Source organism: Rhodovulum sp. 12E13, from assembly GCF_003340565.1.
Lineage (GTDB): Bacteria > Pseudomonadota > Alphaproteobacteria > Rhodobacterales > Rhodobacteraceae > HLUCCA09.
In genome coordinates, this window is the sequence record NZ_QPLK01000001.1 from 102,319 (window position 1) to 115,647 (window position 13,329).

Sequence of the window (13,329 nt, forward strand, 5' to 3'; positions counted from 1 at the left end):
GGCGGATGGGATTGCGCATGATCGGATGGCTGGTGGCGGGCGGTGTCGTGGCGGGGCTCGTCCTGCTCGTCGCGGCGAATACCGTGGGCCGGTATACCGGGCTGACCGTGCCGCGGATGCCGCCCGAGACGCTGTCGTCGCTCTTGCGCCCCGCCTACCGGCTGACAGTGCCCGACGAGGGGGAGGGGCCGTTTCCGACCGCGCTGCTGCTGTCGGGCTGCGACGGGCCGCGCGACAATCTCGAGACATGGGCGCAGGCGCTGGCGGAGGCGGGCTGGGCCTCGCTCTCGGTGGACAGTCACGGGCCGCGCGGCTTCACCGAGTTCGAGCTGTGGCGGCTGGTCTGTGCGGGGCAGTTGCTCACCGGGGCCGAGCGGGCCGGCGACATCGCCGTGGCGCTCGCCGACGCCCGCGCGATGCCGCAGGTCGACGAGACGCGGCTGGCGCTGATCGGGGCGTCGCATGGGGGATGGGCGATCCTCGAATACCTGTCGATGGCCGATCACGGGCAGGTGCCGCTCACGCTGACCGGCTGGCCCGAGGGCCCCGCGCCGCTCGACGGGGTGCAGGCCGCGCTGCTGCTCTACCCCTATTGCGGCGGTCTGTCGCGGGCGAGCCGACGTGGCTGGGAGACGGCGCTGCCGGTGCTGTTCCTTCTGGCCGAGGGCGACAGCATCGCCTCGGAGAAGCCGTGCCTCGAGGTGGCGGCCCGGGAGGCGCGGCGGGGCCTGCCGATCGACACGCATGTCTACGCGGGCGTCACCCACGGCTTCGACCAGCAGGAGAAGGCGCCGCTCTCGACGCTCGGCTACTTCCCCGATGTGACGGCGGATGCGCTGGCGCGCGGCACCGCCTTTCTCGACCGCGCCATCGGACGCTGAGCCGGGCGCCGGGTGCGCCTTCGGCACCCGGGCCGGCGCCCGGCCGTCGCCCCACCCGCCCACCCGCGCCGCCCGGGCGCCGCCCTCTGCACTGGTGCCATCGTCCTGCATGTCTGGTAGGAGAGAGCCGGGGCGGAGGCACCCCGGCGGCAAGGGAGACGACAGATGCGAAAGCGTGCCATTTCCATTCTGGCCTATCTGGTCGCGAGTTCGGTGGGGCTGCTTCTTGCACTCCTGCTGCTCGAAGGCTTCCGGATCGATTTCATGGCGTTCCTGCTCGCCGTGCTCGTATTCTCCGTCGCCACGGCGCTGCTCACGCCCCTGGTGGAGAAGCTGTCGCAGCGCTATGTGCCGCAGCTTGCCGGCGGGATCGCGCTCGCCGTGGTGGCGCTGGGCCTGCTCGTCACCGCGCTGATCATGCCGGGGATGGAGATCGGCGGCATCGCCAACTGGCTGGCGGCGACGCTTCTCGTCTGGCTCGGCAGCCTGCTCGCGCAGATCCTCCTGCCGATCTACGTCTTCAAGGAGCTCAAGCCGCCGCACGCCTGACCGGCCGCGGCCCTGGTCTTCCAAACCCCCCTGCGGCGCGGCGCCGGGCCTGCGGCAGATGGCGCGGGCGGCCGGGTTGCCCGCCCTCGCCCCGGGCGCTAAGCCCAAGCGGAACAGGAGGAGACGACAGCCATGGCCGACGCCGAGGCGCAGGCAGGGCCGCAGCCGGCGCCCACGCATTCGCCGTCCGAGCGGGCGGGGTCGAAGCGCATCGGCGCGCTGCGGGCGCTGTTCCCGTTCTTCGTGCCCTATCGCGGCTGGGTGGCCTTCGCCGCCTTCGCGCTGGTGCTGACCGCCGCCGTCTCGCTGACGCTGCCCATCGCCGCGCGCCGGGTGGTCGACGGGTTCGCCACCGGAGAGGTGGAACTGCTCGACCGCTACTTCTTCGGGGCGATCCTTCTTGCCGGGGTCTTCGCCCTCGGCACGGCGGCGCGCTACTGGATGGTGACGCGGCTGGGCGAGCGCGTGGTGGCCGACATCCGCAAGTCCGTGTTCGACCGGATGATCGGCATGTCGCCGGAATACTACGAGCGGCTGATGACCGGCGAAGTGCTGTCGCGCATCACCACCGACACGACCCTGATCCTGTCGGTCGTCTCGTCGTCGGTCTCGTGGTTCCTGCGCAACGTGCTGCTGTTCGTGGGCGGGCTGGCGATGATGCTGGTCACCTCGGCCAAGCTGACGGGCATGGTGCTGGCGCTGATCCCCGTGGTGATCGTGCCGATCCTCGCTCTCGGCCGCCGGCTGCGGCGCCTCTCGCGCGAGAACCAGGACTGGATCGCGCAATCGTCGGGCAACGCCTCCGAGGCGCTGCTGTCGGTGCAGACGGTGCAGGCCTATACCCATGAGGCAGCCTCGATGGGGCGCTTTGCCGACGTCACCGAGAAGAGCTTCGAGAGCGCCAAGAAGCGGATCACGGTGCGGGCGGCGATGACGGCGATCATCATCTTCGTGGTGTTCTCGGGCATCCTCGGCGTGCTGTGGATGGGCGCGCGCGACGTGCGCGCGGGCGGCATGAGCCCCGGCGAGCTGGTGCAGTTCGTCATCTATGCCGGGATCATGGCGGGCTCGGTCGCCGCGCTGTCGGAAATCTGGGGCGAGCTGCAGCGCGCCGCGGGCGCGACCGAGCGCCTGGTGGAGCTGCTGGGCGCGGTGGACAGCGTGCAGGACCCGCCGGTGCCGCAGCCCGTGCCGACGCCGGTGCAGGGCGCACTCGCCTTCGACGGTGTGACGTTCCGCTATCCCGCCCGTCCCGAAACGGCTGCGCTGCACGATGTCTCGTTCACCGTCAGACCCGGCGAGACGGTCGCGCTCGTCGGTCCCTCCGGCGCGGGCAAGTCGACCATCCTTCAGCTGCTCCTGCGCTTCTACGATCCCCAGGCGGGGCGCATCACGCTCGACGGCATGCCGATCGACGCGATGGCGCGGTCCGACTTCCGCAGGACGCTCGCCCTCGTTCCGCAGGACCCGGTGATCTTCGGCGATACTGCGCGCGAGAACATCCGCTTCGGTCGGCCCGACGCCACCGACGCCCAGGTCGAGGCCGCCGCCCGCGCCGCCGCCGCCCACGACTTCGTGGCGAGGCTGCCGCAGGGCTACGATACCTTCGTCGGCGAGCGTGGGGTGATGCTCTCGGGCGGGCAAAAGCAGCGCATCGCCATCGCCCGCGCCATCCTGCGCGATGCGCCGGTGCTGCTGCTCGACGAGGCGACCTCGGCCCTCGACGCCGAGAGCGAGCAGGCCGTGCAGCACGCCGTGGCCGAGATGGCGGCCGACCGCACGACGATCATCGTCGCCCACCGGCTCGCCACGGTGAAGCAGGCAGACCGCATCCTCGTCTTCGAGGAGGGGCGCATCGTGGCGGAGGGGAGTCATGACCAGCTCGTCACCCAGGGCGGCCTCTATGCCCGGCTCGCCCGCCTCCAGTTCACCGACGGCGTCGCGGCCGAGTAGCGCGCGCCTCGCCACGGTCGACCTCGCCCGCACGGCGGCGCTGGCGGGCATGGTCGTGTTCCACTTCGTCGTCGATCTCGAGCTCTTCGGCCACGTGCCGCCCGGCACGTCCCTGTCGGGCGGCTGGGTGGTGCTGGCGCGCCTCGTCGCCGGCAGCTTTCTCTTCGTCGCGGGTGTCAGCCTGTGGCTCGCGCATGGCCACGGCATCCGCTGGCGCCCGTTCCTGCGGCGGCTGGCGGTGCTGGCGGTGGCTGCGGCGGGTATCAGCCTGGCCACGTGGGCGGCCATGCCCGACCGCTACGTGTTCTTCGGCATCCTGCATTCCATCGCGGCGGCGAGCGTGGTGGGCCTCGCCTTCCTCCGCCTGCCGGCGGCCGTCACGCTGGCGGCCGCCGCTTTCGCCCTCGCCGCGCCGTCGCTCTTCTCGACCGGTGCGTTCGACGCCCGGCCGCTCCTCTGGCTGGGCCTGTCCACCTGGACGCCGCTCTCGATGGATTTCGTGCCGCTCTTTCCCTGGCTCGCCCCGTGCCTTGCCGGCATCGCCGCGGCGCGAGTGGCCGAGCGCGCGGGCCTCTTCGATCGCCTCGCCCGGGCCGAGCCCCACGGGCCCGTCCTGCGTGCCCTGGCGTGGCCGGGGCGCCACAGCCTGGCCGTCTACCTCGTCCACCAGCCGGTGCTGATCGGGGCGATCTGGGCCGCCGGCCGGCTGGTCTGAGCCGCGCGACCCGCCATCGCCCGGTCCATCATCTTGGCCGCAATACTCTCGGGGGGGCGCGCCGACGGCGCGCGGGGGGCAGACGGCCCCCCTCCGCCCCGCGCCGGGGGCGCCGACGCTCAGTAATCGCGCTGGTAGAAGATGCCGATCGAGGTCTCGCCCTCGTTGTCGGCGCTGCCCTGCACCGTCACGTCGTCGGTGATGTCGATGTTGATGTTCAACTCGGTCTCGCCGCCGGTCGACGTGGTCACGTCGGTATAGATGTTCTCCGACAGGTAGGTGCCGATCTGCAGCGCCGCGTCGCCCTCGTCGTCGGTCACCAGGTCGAGGTCGCTCACTCCGAGGCTCTCGCGCAGCCCGCCCAGCAGCCCGTTGCCGCCCCGCCCGGTCAGCCGCGCTACGGACGCCGCGAGCTGGGCGGCCTCCAGCGCGGAAAGGTTGGCGAGGCCCTTGCCGAAGAAGAAGCGTGCCAGCACCTCGTCTCCCGGCAGGGGCGGCTGCGATTCGAAGGCGAAGGTCGGCTCGTTCACCGGCCCCTCGATGCGGATGATGATGGTGAAGTCCTCCGCGTCGTCCGAGGTCGCCGCGAGATCGAGGAAGGGCACGAGGTCGCCCCCCAGGGTCATCCGCCCGTCCTCGGCCAGCTCCAGCCGCCGCCCGAGGATGTCGAGCCGCCCGCGGATCACCTCGATGCCGCCCACCGGCGCGGGGTTGCGCGTGGTGCCGCCCACGGTGAACGCGCCGCCGAGTTCGGCGTCGAGCCCTCGGCCGCGCACGAAGATCCGGTTGGGCGCGTTGATCGCGAGGTCCAGCGAAAAGACGTTGCCGGGCCGTCCCTCGGCGATCCGCTCGTCGCGCCGCTCGTTGACGAGGCCGGCCCGGACGCGCGTCTGCCGCACCGCCGCCGCCTCGCCCACATGGGTCACCCGCGGGATGTTGGCGCCGAAGCCGACGCCGCCCGAGGGGATGCGCAGTTCGGTCTCGCCCACGTCGATCCGGCCCGCGATGGCGCCGCCGCCGCCGGTCAGCGGGCCGGACACGCTGACCTGGCCGTTCAGCGTGGTGCTGTAGAGCGAGGGGTCGGTCAGGGTCAGCCCGTTCAGTGTCAGCGTCAGGTCGGCGGGAAAGCGCGCGCCGAGGTCGATCGGCCCCGACACGGAGAGCGAGCCGCCCTCGGGCGAGGTCGCCTGACCGTTCAGCCGCAGGCGGCCGCTTGCGATGTCGGCCGTCAGGTCGATGTTCTGGAACGCGAGGTTGGCCGCCGGGATCGAGAGGCGCGCGCCGCTGGTCGAGAGCGTGCCCGAGAGGTTCTGCAGCGACGGCGTGCCGTCGAAGGCGAGATCGAACCGCAGGTCGCCGTCGAGGCGCTGCGGCGCGAGGATGCCGTTGACAAGGCCGAGCGGCGCGGTGCCCTGCGCCCGGAGCGAGGTCGCCCCGCCCGGTGCGAGCACGCCGATGACCGAGGCCGCCGCCGCGCCGGGCCCGGCCGTCTGCACGTCGAGGGCCCAGCCCTCCGGCCGCTCCGTCGCCGTGCCGGTGACGCGCAGGCTGCCCGAGAGGCCGCGGGCGAGGGGCGCGATGTTCGGAACGCCGAGGGCGAAGCGCAGCCGGCCCGCGCCCTGGCCCACTTGGCCCGTCACCTCGGCGCTCGCGCCGTAGGGCAGGGCGGCGTCGGCGGTCACCTGCAGGGGCGCGCCCGCCTCTGGCTGCTGGATGCTGGCGTCGAGCGCGACGGCGCCCGAGAAGCGCGGCACGAGGGGGGCGACATTGGGCAGGCGCGCCTGCAGGTCGGCCGAGAGCGGCCCCGCGCCCGCCTGCGCCTCGGCGGCGAATGTCGCGCCGTAGGGGCCGTCGCCCGCAAGGTCGAGCTGCCACGGGCCGTCGCCCTGCCGGGTGGCGGCCACGGTCGCCGTCAGCCCGCCCGACAGCGCGGGAACGATCGGCTGAACGTCGGGCACGGAGAGACGGGCCCGCACCTCGGTCGTCTCGGCAAGCCGGGCCTCGGCGGCGAGGCTCGCGCCGTAGGGGCCATCCGCGTCGAGATCGACGGCCCAGCCGCCGTCCTCCCGCTGCGCCGCCGCGACCTCGGCCACGAGGGGGCCGGAGAGTTGCGGCGCCAGCGCGCCGGTGTCGGGCAGGCGGATCGTCGCCTCGGCGCGGGTGCGCGCGCCGTCGGCCGCAGTGCCGACGAGGGCGCGAATGTCGGCCGTTGCGTCGTAGGGCCCCGATGCATCGGCCGTCACGGCGATCTGGCCCGAGGGTTGCTGCACCACGCGGCCCTCGGCCGTGGCCGGACCAGAGAGGGCGGGCGAGATCGCCGACAGGTCGGGCACCCGCAGCGCATAGGTCACTGCCGAGCGCGAGGCGCCGACGCGGCCGGCGATATCGGCCGTCGCGCCGTAGGGCAGCTGGGCGTCGAAGGTCACGGCGAAGCCGCCCGGCGCATAGGCCGCGGCGTTGCCCTGGAGCACCGCCGCACCCGGCACGCCGGGGGCGAAGGCGGCGACATCGGGCACCTCGACCCGCAGGTCGACGTCGGTCTCCTCGCCGCCGATCAGGCCCTCGACCGCCACCCGAGCGCCGGCCGGCGCGTCGATCTCGAGATCGACCTGCCAGAGGCCGCCGCGCGCCTCTTCGGCAGAGCCGGTCACGGCGACGCCGCCCTGGAGCGCGGGAACGAGTGGCGCGATGTCCGGCAGCGCGACGTCGAGCGTCACGGCGCTCTCGCCCGCAGCGTCGCCGACGCCCACCTCGCCCGCGATGCGCCCTTCAAGACCGTAGGCGCCGGCGATGTCCACCGCGCCGGTCCAGAGGCCCGGCGCGCTCTCGGTCGCCTCGCCGGTCACGTCGAGCGGCCCTTCCAGGTCGTCGCGGATCAGGCCCAGATCGGCCAGCGTCGCGTCGAAGGTCAGCGTGCCGTCGGCGCCGCCCACGCGGCCAGCGGCACTGGCCGAGAGCCCGGTGCTGTCGAGGCTGAAACGCTCCAGCGACGTGCCCTCCAGATCGCGCCGCGCGGCGGCCGAGATCGTCACCGGCCCCTCGAGGAAGCGGTCGGCCACCTCCTGCCCGATGGCCAGCCCCTCGCCCGCGACGTCGAGCGCGAGGTCGAAGGTGCCGCCGAGCACGTCGCCCTGACCCTCGACGCGCAGCTCGGCCGCCCCCTCCAGCGGGCGCCCGGCGAGGGCGGCGAAGCGCGACAGGTCGTCGGCAGTGAGCGCGGCCGCGCCGTCGAGCGACAGCGTGCGCTCGGCGGTGGTGGCGTCGCCCTGCACGGTCAGGCCGTAATCCGACCCGCCGAGGGTGAAGCGCTCGACCGACAGCGGCGCGTCGGCGGCCCAGGCAATCCGCGCCTCGCCGCCGATCCGCGCGCCCAGCGCCTCGGCGAGCGCCTCGTCGGCCAGGTCGAGGCCGGATGCGGCGTAGTCGAGCGCGGCGGTCACGCGCAGGTCGCCCGGCCCGCCCGAGATGGTGCCGCCGCCCGCGAGCGTCAGCGCGCCGATATCGGCCGCCTCTGCGGTCACGTCGCGCGCCTCGAGGTCGAGCGTCCACCGCTCGCCTTCGGCCGCGTCGTAGCGGGCGGCGAGGTCGGCCGCGCCGATGGTCAGCGGCGCGGCGACGGGCAGGCGCACCGGGCCGTTCTCCGGGTCGGCCAGCCGCCCCGTCAGCGAAAAGCTCTCGGGCACGCCGCCCGCCGAGAGCGCGAGCGCACCGTCGAGCGCAAGGCTTCGCGCCCGAAGCGACAGGGTGTCGATGTCGAGCGCGCCGTCCTCGCCCCGCATCCCGTCGAGCGAAAGCTGCACGTCGGGGCCGAAGAACTCGGTGTAGGAGGGCGCCACGAGCGGCGTGACGTCGCCGCCCACGTCCGCCGAAAAGCGCAGGCCGCCCGCGTCGGTGCCGCGCAGGGTGACGGTGCCCGCCACCCGCGTCTCGCCGTTCGTGGCGAGGTCGATCTCGGCGGTATAGTCGTCGAGCGGGCCGGTGCCCTCGACGTCGAGCGCGAGCGCCGGCGCGCCCGGCAGGCCCGCGAGCGTGCCGATCAGCCCGCCCTCGCCCTCGCGCACCTCGAGATCGAGCGCCAGCACCCGGCTCTCGTTGGAAAAGCTGGCCGCGAGCGCGATGCGGTCGTCGGTGCCGCCCTGCCGCACAAGCGCGAGGTTGGCGCTGCCCTCGCCATCCTCGAGCCGCAGCGCCCCCTCGGCGGTGAACACCGCCTGCTCGCCCAGCACCGGGGCGCCGAGGGTCAGTCGCTCGACGGCCAGGTTCTGGATGTTCACGGCGACGGGCAGCTCGGGCAGCGAAAAGCCCGAGGCGGCAGCGCTGGGCGCCTCGCGCGGCTCCCCCTCGCCCGGCGGGCCGGGGATCGGCGGGCGGGCGAGGGTGATGGCGTCGGCCGACAGTTCCGCCACCGAGAGACGTCCGCGCAGCAGCGCCGAGCGGGTCCAGTCGAGCACCGCGTCCTCGATGGTCAGCCACACGCCCTCGCTGTCGGCGAAGGTCAGCCGCTCCAGCGTGGCCCGGCCGGACAGCGCCCCCTCGAAGCCGGTCACGCGCACGTCGCGCCCCGGCCCCGACAGCGCGTTCTCGATCTGCCGCCCGAGAAAGCCCGGCGACTCGTCCTGCGCCGCCGCGGGCCCGGCGGCGGCGATCCAGATCAGCGCGAGAAGGGCGACGAGACGGCCGGCCATCAGAACGCCTGCCCGATGCCGATGTAGATCTGCACGGGGTCGGCGTCGTCCGGCCCGCCGTCGACGGGGGCGGCGACGTCGACCCGGATCGGGCCGAAGCCGGTGTCGTACCGCACCCCGAGGCCTGCGCCCGTCATCCACGTGCCCGATCCGTCGTAGAACTCCTCCGCCCCGATGTACCCGGCGTCGACGAAGCCCACGACGCCGAACGGCCCGCGCACCTGCGCGCGCAGCTCGGCCGACAGAGCGAGGTAGGAGCGGCCGCCGACGATCGTGTCGCCGATCTCGCCGGTGCCGAGCGAATTGTAGGGCTGGCCCCGGACCGAGCCGCCGCCGCCGGCGAAGAACAGGTAGTCGGGCGGCGCATCCTCGATCTCGGGGCCGAACAGGCTGCCGAACTGCACTCGCCCCGCCGCCACGAACCGGTCATCCTGCCCGAAGCCGAAATAGGTGCGCGCGTCGGCCGTCAGCTGGGCGCCGCTCTCGATGTCGACGAGACCGAGAAACGGCTCGGCCCCGGCCTTCAGAAAAATCCCCTCGGTGGCGTCGAGAGGGTCGTCGCGCGTGTCCCATGTCAGTGACGAGGGAAAGACGAGCATCTGGAATTCGCGCTCGCCGAAGGCATCCTCGACCCGGCTGGCACGGTAGGCGATCGACGCCTCTGCCTCGAGCTCGTCGGAGAAGCGATAGGCGAAGCCGCCGCCGAACTGCACGGTGTCGGCCAGGTAGCCCGGCTCGTCCTCGCGGCTGATCTCGGCGCCGAAGATCAGGTCCATGTCGGTGATCGGCGTCGCCGGGCGGCGGAAGCTGCCGGTCAGGCTGTAATCGGTGCCGTTGTCGCGCTCGCTGACCCCGATATTGGTCACCGCGATGTCGAAGCGCAGGTTTTCCGCCCCGCCGAGCAGGTTGCGGTGCATCCAGTAGGCGGTGAGGGCGAGCCCCTCGGTGGTGGAATACTCGATTCCCGCGCCGAGCCGGCGGCGCTTTTCCTCGACCACGGTCAGCTCGATGGGCAGCGTATCGCCAGGCCCGACCCGCTCGGCGTCGGCCAGCGTCACGGCGCGGAACGCGCCGGTGCGGCGCAGCCGCTCGGCGGCCCGGTCGAGCGCCTGGGGAGAATAGACCTCGCCCACCGGCAGCCCGGCGATGGCGCGTATGCGCTCGGCCCGCACCCGCTTGTTGCCGGAGATGACCAGCGGGCCGAAGGTGAGGCGCGGGCCCGGCGCGATGCCGAGATCGGCGTCGAGGCGGTTCTCGCGGTGGCGGGCGATGATCTCGGTCGTCGCCAGCGCCACCTTGGCGTGGCCGGCTTCGCGCCACGCGGTCACGGCGGTCTGGCCCGCGTCGCGGATCACGCCGGAGAAGGCGGGCTGCCCGCGCGCGAAGCCCTCGGGCAGGCGCGTGTCGGGGGCGAGCGGGCCCACCTCGGCCTGGCCGAAGCGGAAGAGCGGGCCGGGGCGCACCTCGATCACGATCCGCTCGATGCGGGCGGGCGGATCGGTCAGCGACAGCTCTGCCGCCTCGCGCCCGTCGACCAGCACCGAGACGGTGCCGGCATAATAGCCCTCGGAATAGAGCGCCCCGACCATCTGACGATACTCGCCCCGCGCCTCCGACAGGGCGACCCCGGGAGGAATCGGCGCGTCGTCCCCGGCCTCGCTCAGCGAGCGGCGGGTGGTCGAGGCGCGCTCGAGAACCCGTTGCAGGTCGGCCGGCGCGCCGGGCGCGCGCACGACGACCTCCTCCAGCGCCGAGGAGGAGGGCGCGGCGAAAAGCGCCACGACGAGGGCGGCGGAGGCGAGGCGGTAGCGGATCATCTCTGGCGGAACGTAGCCGGGGGCAGGCCGGGTTTCCAGCGTTAACCGTCGCGCGCGGACCGGCGGCGCGATGCGAGGTATTGTGGTGTCGCACGGAATGCTCCACCATCCCTATGTCTGGTGACGGGGGTATCATGGCGGGACAGGTGATCACGGTCGCCCAGCAGAAGGGCGGCTCGGGCAAGACGACGCTCGCCTGCCATCTCGCCGTGCATTTCCTGCGGGCGGGCCGGTCGGTCGCGGTGCTCGATACCGACCCGCAGGGCTCGCTCGGCCGCTGGTTCATGACGCGGGTGGAGCGGACGGAAGGCACGCCGGAGATGGAGTTTTCCACTGCCTCGGCCTGGGGGGTGGGCTACGAGGTGGGCAAGCTGAAGCGGGCCCACGACCTCGTCTTCGTCGACACCCCGCCCAAGGCCGACAGCGACCTGCGCCCCGCCCTGCGCGAGGCCGATCTCGTGCTGGTGCCGGTGGCCGCCTCGGCGCTCGACCTGTGGGCGACCGAATCGGTGCTCGATCTCGTCGATCGGACGGGGCGGCCCGGGCTGACGGTGCTCAACCGGGCCCGGCCTGGCACGCGGGTCCATGCCGAGACGCTGACGCAAATGGCAGACCTGCCCGCGCCGGTGGCGGATGCGACGCTGAACAACCGGGTGATCTACGCCGAGTCGATGGGGCAGGGGATGGGCGTGACGGAAAAGGCGCGAAGCGGCCCCGCCGCCGCCGAGATCGCCGCGCTGGCCGAGGAGGTGGCGGCGATCCTGTCGCGCTGAGGATCGGGGGCCGAGCGCGCGCGGGTCAGGCGGACGCGCCGCTCCGGTCATTGGTGCGGCCGACCGGACGGGGCCACGCCCTGGCTGTCGGCCTCGCCTGCAGGGAGCCTCGCTCGCGGCGCGCCCGGCAAGGGGCGTTCGCGGTGATGTGCCCGAGTGCCCGGTTCAAGGGTGTTTCGAGGCCGGAGTGGCCCCCCGGGGCCGTGATGATCGCCCTTCGGACAGCTCCCGGGCCGCGTCAGGGGCGGACGAAGCGCGCGCCGCCGCTCTCGCCGCCTTGCGGGCCGACGCCGATGCGCCGGGCCGTGACGGCGCTCTCCGGCCAGACGCCGCGGCCGGCGCGCAGGGCAGCCATCGCGGCGTCGAGCGCGGGGCCCACATCCATCCCGTAGACGATGGTCTGCCCGTTCTCCCGCGCCCCGCGCGAGATCAGCGACACGATCCGGGGCCTTCCGGAGGCCATGTCGAACACGGGCGCCCCCGACGAGCCGAAATGGGTGTCGCAGGTCATCATCAGAGCGCCGCGCCCCGCCGCCGTGACACCGCAGGCCCGCTGCCATGCGGGCGCCTCGGAGCGGCCTGCGGCGTAGGACACCACGCTCACCTGCCCGCCCGCGTCCGGCGGCGCGGCAGTGGCGAAAGGCGGCGCGAGATCCGATGGAATGGGCGCATCGAGCCGGATCAGCGCGAGGTCGGACGTGAGCTGGCGCAGCCCGTCCGGATCGTCGTGGCGGTAGGCCGGGTGCAGCACCGCCCGCGCGCCCGTGCGCTCGGCCACCGCCTCGCCGTCTCGCAGCCCGGCTCGGAAGGTCACTGCTCGGGGGTCCCGCCTTGTGCCGTCGGAGCCCACGAGGCAATGCGCCGCGGTCAGCACGAGGTCGGGGGCGATCAGCACGCCGGAGCAGAAGCCGTCCCCGGCATCGATCCGCCCGACCGCCTCGAAGCCGAGGAGGTCGTGGCGCAGCGTCAGCCGCTTGAGCGGGCTGTCGGCGATCGCCGCCACCGGTGCGAGGCCCGTCAGGGCGGCGAGCGCGAGGGCGAGCGCAGGGCGCCGCATCTCAGGGCCGCAGGAACTTGGCGCCCGCGCCACCAGCGCCCGAGGCGGGCGCCGGCGCGTCGCCCGGCGTCCGCACGCGGGCGAGACCGCCGTTGAGCACCGCCGGCGGCGCCGTGTCGAGCTGGGCCATGACCTCCCTGAACGCGAGTCCGAAGGTGGGGGCGAGCGCTACGTCATCTTCGTCCGACCGGCCCTTGGCCGAGACGACGGACACGATCTCGGGCCCCGACGCGCCGAGGCGGAAGACGGGCGCGCCCGACGCGCCGAGATCGACCGAGCACGACAGCACCGCCACGCCCTGGGCCTGCCGCAGGACGTGGCACGTCTCCTGCAGAGAGGGGGCATTGGCGCGGTCTCGGGCGTAGGAGACGACGCTCACCTCCTGCCCGCGCACAAGGCCCTCGGCCGTGGCGAAGGGCACGATGCGGCCCGACCGCACCGGCCGGTCGAGCTCGAGCACCGCAAGGTCGACCGCGACCCGGTCGAACGACACGTCGCTGCCGTGGGCATAGTCGGGGTGAGGGAACGACCGGCGCACGCCGCGATAGGCCTCGGCCCGCCCGTCGCGCCAGCCGGCGAGGAACTCGATCTCGGCATCGGGGATGCGCGCGCCGCTGTCGCCGTCGAAAAGGCAATGCGCGGCCGTCAGCACCAGCCGCTCGGTGATGAGCGCCCCGGTGCAGAAGCTGGCCGTGCCGAGCTGCAGCCGGCCGACCCCCTCCCAGCCGCGCGTCTCGTCCGAGGTGACGAGCCGCTCGAGCGACGCGCCTTCTTCGGCCGCGGCGCGGATCGTGGTGGCGAGCGCCACGGCGACGGAAAAGGCGAGGAAGGCGATCAGGCGGTGCATGGGCAATCGGGCGCGGTCGGTCGTCTCGGGTGCGCCTCACGGCTAGGTCCGG

The 13,329-nt window shown here is 73.7% G+C and carries 9 protein-coding genes; 5 read left to right on the forward strand and 4 right to left on the reverse strand.

Annotation, left to right across the window (positions count from 1 at the left end):
- The first annotated feature begins 17 nt into the window (after positions 1–17).
- The 4 genes from DLJ49_RS00495 (at position 18) to DLJ49_RS00510 (ending at position 4,098) form a co-directional block, all read left to right on the forward strand.
- Positions 18–881 carry a dienelactone hydrolase family protein gene (locus tag DLJ49_RS00495; RefSeq protein WP_158547356.1) on the forward strand — a complete coding sequence of 288 codons (864 nt, stop codon included), beginning with the start codon at positions 18–20 and terminating at the stop codon, positions 879–881.
- A gap of 165 nt (positions 882–1,046) precedes the next feature.
- The gene (locus DLJ49_RS00500; RefSeq protein ID WP_115391553.1) at positions 1,047–1,430 is read left to right on the forward strand and encodes a phage holin family protein; all 384 of its coding nucleotides are present in this window, start codon (positions 1,047–1,049) and stop codon (positions 1,428–1,430) included.
- 132 nt (positions 1,431–1,562) lie between these two features.
- Entirely contained in the window at positions 1,563–3,383 is a 1,821-nt protein-coding gene (locus tag DLJ49_RS00505; RefSeq protein ID WP_115391554.1) for an ABC transporter transmembrane domain-containing protein, read from the forward strand.
- Positions 3,334–4,098, forward strand: coding sequence for a heparan-alpha-glucosaminide N-acetyltransferase (locus tag DLJ49_RS00510; protein WP_115391555.1), 765 nt, complete (start codon positions 3,334–3,336; stop codon positions 4,096–4,098). The genes DLJ49_RS00505 and DLJ49_RS00510 overlap by 50 nt, the downstream gene beginning before the upstream one ends.
- Positions 4,099–4,217: 119 nt before the next feature.
- Here the strand turns inward: DLJ49_RS00510 and DLJ49_RS00515 are convergent, their stop codons facing one another.
- Together DLJ49_RS00515 and DLJ49_RS00520 are read right to left on the reverse strand one after the other, a co-directional pair.
- Positions 4,218–8,783, reverse strand: a complete 4,566-nt coding sequence (locus DLJ49_RS00515; RefSeq protein WP_115391556.1) for a translocation/assembly module TamB domain-containing protein — start codon at positions 8,781–8,783, stop codon at positions 4,218–4,220.
- The gene (locus DLJ49_RS00520) at positions 8,783–10,600 is read right to left on the reverse strand and encodes an autotransporter assembly complex protein TamA (protein WP_115391557.1); all 1,818 of its coding nucleotides are present in this window, start codon (positions 10,598–10,600) and stop codon (positions 8,783–8,785) included. The genes DLJ49_RS00515 and DLJ49_RS00520 overlap by 1 nt, the downstream gene beginning before the upstream one ends.
- 134 nt (positions 10,601–10,734) lie before the next feature.
- Between DLJ49_RS00520 and parA the strand changes: the two genes are divergently transcribed.
- A complete protein-coding gene (gene parA, locus DLJ49_RS00525) occupies positions 10,735–11,373 on the forward strand; it encodes a ParA family partition ATPase (protein ID WP_115391558.1) in 639 nt (212 codons plus the stop codon).
- 238 nt (positions 11,374–11,611) lie between these two features.
- On the opposite strand, the gene DLJ49_RS00530 is transcribed toward parA, so the two are convergent.
- Both DLJ49_RS00530 and DLJ49_RS00535 read right to left on the reverse strand, forming a co-directional pair.
- Positions 11,612–12,430 (reverse strand): trypsin-like serine peptidase, encoded by an 819-nt coding sequence (locus tag DLJ49_RS00530; protein ID WP_115391559.1) that lies wholly within the window; start codon positions 12,428–12,430, stop codon positions 11,612–11,614.
- Between the two features lies 1 nt (position 12,431).
- Positions 12,432–13,277, reverse strand: a complete 846-nt coding sequence (locus DLJ49_RS00535; RefSeq protein ID WP_115391560.1) for a trypsin-like serine peptidase — start codon at positions 13,275–13,277, stop codon at positions 12,432–12,434.
- Positions 13,278–13,329: the final 52 nt, after the last annotated feature.